This is a genomic window from Kitasatospora sp. NPDC058048 (assembly GCF_042885555.1).
Classification (GTDB): domain Bacteria; phylum Actinomycetota; class Actinomycetes; order Streptomycetales; family Streptomycetaceae; genus Kitasatospora; species Kitasatospora lactacystinica.
In genome coordinates this window covers 294328-297558 of the sequence record NZ_JBHVRT010000007.1, presented here as the reverse complement: position 1 = coordinate 297558, position 3231 = coordinate 294328, and the positions used below count along the sequence as shown (strand labels likewise).

Annotated in this window: 3 protein-coding genes; all 3 read right to left on the bottom strand. The window is 72.1% G+C overall.

The genetic code is table 11. From position 1 onward, the window contains the following. Window positions 1-90: 90 nt before the first annotated feature. Genes ACFVVA_RS10485 through ACFVVA_RS10475 form a run of 3 tightly spaced genes read right to left on the bottom strand, consistent with a single transcriptional unit; the run spans window position 91 to window position 2133 of the window. Window positions 91-846: an SDR family NAD(P)-dependent oxidoreductase gene (locus ACFVVA_RS10485; protein WP_387687838.1), complete on the bottom strand. Its 756-nt coding sequence runs from the start codon at window positions 844-846 to the stop codon at window positions 91-93. After that, window positions 843-1829: a 3-oxoacyl-ACP synthase III family protein gene (locus ACFVVA_RS10480; protein WP_387687835.1), complete on the bottom strand. Its 987-nt coding sequence runs from the start codon at window positions 1827-1829 to the stop codon at window positions 843-845. Before ACFVVA_RS10480 ends, ACFVVA_RS10485 begins: the two co-directional genes overlap by 4 nt. 43 nt (window positions 1830-1872) lie before the next feature. Continuing rightward, window positions 1873-2133, bottom strand: a complete 261-nt coding sequence (locus ACFVVA_RS10475) for a hypothetical protein (RefSeq protein WP_224279085.1) — start codon at window positions 2131-2133, stop codon at window positions 1873-1875. Window positions 2134-3231: the final 1098 nt, after the last annotated feature.

Genomic DNA, 3231 nt, shown 5'->3' with positions numbered 1-3231 from the left:
CCCCGGACACGGGGTGGCACAGGCCCGGGGCGGCCGGCGGGCGGCGGCCGGGGGCGGGTGGCCGGCGGCCGCCCGCCCCCCGGGTGGTGTTCAGGTGATGGAGGCCCCGGAGTCGATGCTGATGACCTGACCGGTCATGCAGTCCTGGTCGAGGAACAGGGTGATCGAGCGGGCGACCTCGCGCGGGGTGACGAACCGCGGCACCGGGACCTTCTCGCGCATGCCCGCCACGACGTGCTCGGGCAGGGTGTCCGTCATCCCGGTGATCATGAAGCCGGGTGACAGCGCGTTGACGGTCACCCCCCTGCGCCCGCACTCCGCCGCGAGGGTACGGGTCAGCCCGATCAGCCCGGCCTTGGACGCCGAGTAGGCGGTCTGCCCGGCGGTGGCGATCAGCGCCGACGGGGAGACAATGTTGACCACCCGCCCCCAGCGCGCCCGCAGCATCGCCGGCACGCACGCGCGCGCGGTGTGGAAGGAGCCGACGAGATTGGTGTCGATCACCTGCCGCCACTGCGCCGGATCCTGCATCGCCATCAGCGCGTCCTTGCGGATCGCCCCGTTGTTGACGAGCACGTCCACCGGCCCCAGCGCCGCCCTGATCTCCTCGTACATCGCGCCGACCGCGTCCCAGTCCGCGACCGAGCCGGTGACCAGCACGTGCTCGTTGACGAGCCGGGCTGCGACCTTCTCCGCGCCCTCGCGCGAGCTGTTGTAGTGCACCGCGACCCGGCAGCCCGCCGCGTCCAGCGCCAGCGCCAGCTCACTGCCCAGCCCCCCGGAGGCACCGGTGACCAGCGCCACCGGCGACGGCGGCCGCACACCGAAGACGTCCCTGCCGCTCACCGCGCCACCCCTCCCCACGTCAGCAGGACCGAACCCCACGTCATGCCCGCGCCGAACCCGGCCAGCAGCACCGTGTCACCGTCCTTGATCCGCCCCGCGTCCAGCGCCTCCGCCAACGCGATCGGGATCGACCCCGACGCGGTGTTGCCGTAGCGCTCCAGGTTCGTCACCAGCCGGTCGGCCGGGATACCGGTGTGGGAGAGCACCGAGTTGATGATCCGGATGTTCGCCTGGTGCGGCACCACGTGGTCGACCTGCTCCGGCGTGATCTTCGCCTGCTCCAGCGTCTCGCGGATCGTGCGCACCGTGTAGCGCACCGCGTTCAGGTAGATCTCGTTGCCGTTGATCTGCGCGTAATGCAGGCCCCGGGCGACGGTGTCCGCGGTGGTCGGCATCCGCGAACCCCCCGCCAGGACCTTCAGGCTGTCCTTGCACGAGCCGTCCGCGCCCAGGTTCCACGCCCGGATCCGGTCCACCGCGCCCGGCCGCAGGACCACCGCCCCCGCGCCGTCGCCCACCAGGATCGACAGGTCCCGGTCGGCGGGGTTCGCGGTCAGCGTGTGCGTGTCCGAGCCGATCACCAGGATCGGACGCGGATCCATCCGCAGCAGGCCCGCCGCCGTCACCAGCGCGTACACGAACCCGGCGCACTCGGAGTTCACGTCGTGCGCGCTGCCCGCGATCGCGAGCTCGTCGTGGACGAACGCCGACGTCGCCGGCGAGGGCTGCTCCGGCGTCGCCGTCGCCACGATCAGATGCGCGATGTCCGCACCCGTCAGCCCCGCGCGTTCCAGCGCCCGGCGCCCGGCCTCCACGGCCATCGACGCCGTGGTCTGCCCCCGGCCCACGGCCCTGCGTTCACGGATCCCGCACCGCGAGACGATCCAGTGCTCGTCCACACCGAAACGCTGCGCGAGTTCGGCACTGGTCACCACCCGTTCGGGAACCGACATCCCCCAGCCGGTGACGTCGAAACCGCTCACCACGCGACCCCTCTCCCTCTCCCGGTCCGCCGCTCGCCCGGACTCAGTTACCGGCGGCCGGCACGAGCGCCAGGATCCGCTCGTGGACCACGCGCAGCGTCGTGGTGTCGTCGATGTCCGCGAACAGCGACTCGTCCGCCGGGATGTGCGGGTACTGGTTCTGGAAGCCGTACAGCCACTCCATCAGGTCCAGCGAGTCGACGTCCGCGATGTGCTGCAACGCCGCGTCCGCGTCGATCTCCTGGGCACCGGAGACCGCCTGGAGCTGCTGGGCCAGGTCCTCGATCGTGGGGATCTGAGACATCAGTGATCGTTCCTCTCCACGCCCACCACACGGTGGACGCCGTCTACGCATCGAAAGAAGCAGGACAGAAAACACCGCCGACACACCACCACCACCCCCGGCCCGCACCCGCCGCCCGCGCCGCCGCCCGCCACGGGCCCCGCCCGCCCCCGCACCCCCGGCCCCGGCACTCCCCGCACCCCCGGCCCCCGGCCCCCGGCCCCCGGGAACACACCACACACAACCGAAGAACCGAAGAACCGGGGGGCAGGAACGATCAGGAACACCGACAACAGGCCGGCCGACAGACACGAACACAACACACGGACAAGCGGGACAAGCGAACGAACAGACGGGACGGACGGACGAGCGGACGAGCGGACGAGCGGACGGACGGGCGAACAGGCGGGACGGACAGGCAGGCGGGCGGGACGGGCAGGCGGGACAGCCGGCACCGACAACACCGGGAACACAACGGCGACAGCGCCCACAACCCCCGCACCGGCGCACAACACGCCGGCCGGGAACCGAAGCACCCCCCGGGGACGAACCCCGGAAGCCGTGCGTCTTGCCGAAACCGCATGAAACCCGCTCCCACGCAACCGGCCCGCAACCCACCCGGCCCCCACTGCCTTGCGCACCGCTTGCGAGACACACGCTTACCTGACCCACAACACACCGCACCCGCACGCAACCACCCGCCCCCGGTCAGCACCCGGCCACCCGCAACCACAAACACCACGGCCCGCGGCCCGGGCCGCCGCCCGAACGGCACCAACCACCCGCCACCACCACCCGGACCGGCCGGCACACCCCATCACGGACACCACCCCGGCCACCCACAACAACGGCCGACCGAACACCCCACCCCGGCCGGACAACCGACCCACCCCACCGACCGCACCGGGCAGCACCCAGCCACCCGGCACGACAGGCACCCAACCGCCCGAACACAGCAGAGCCGCCGGCCCCGGGAACCAACCACCCAGGGCAGCAGCCCGGTTCGACCGGAAACACCGCACCACGGACGGCACCCAGCCACCCGAACACAGCAGAGCCGCCGGCCCCGGGAACCAACCACCCGGGACAGCAGCCCGGTTCGACCGGAAACACCGCACC

Bases quoted from the DNA above. Each gene is read 5' to 3' on its own strand.
- ACFVVA_RS10475 (WP_224279085.1), bottom strand. From the start codon at position 2,133: ATGTCTCAGATCCCCACGATCGAGGACCTGGCCCAGCAGCTCCAGGCG.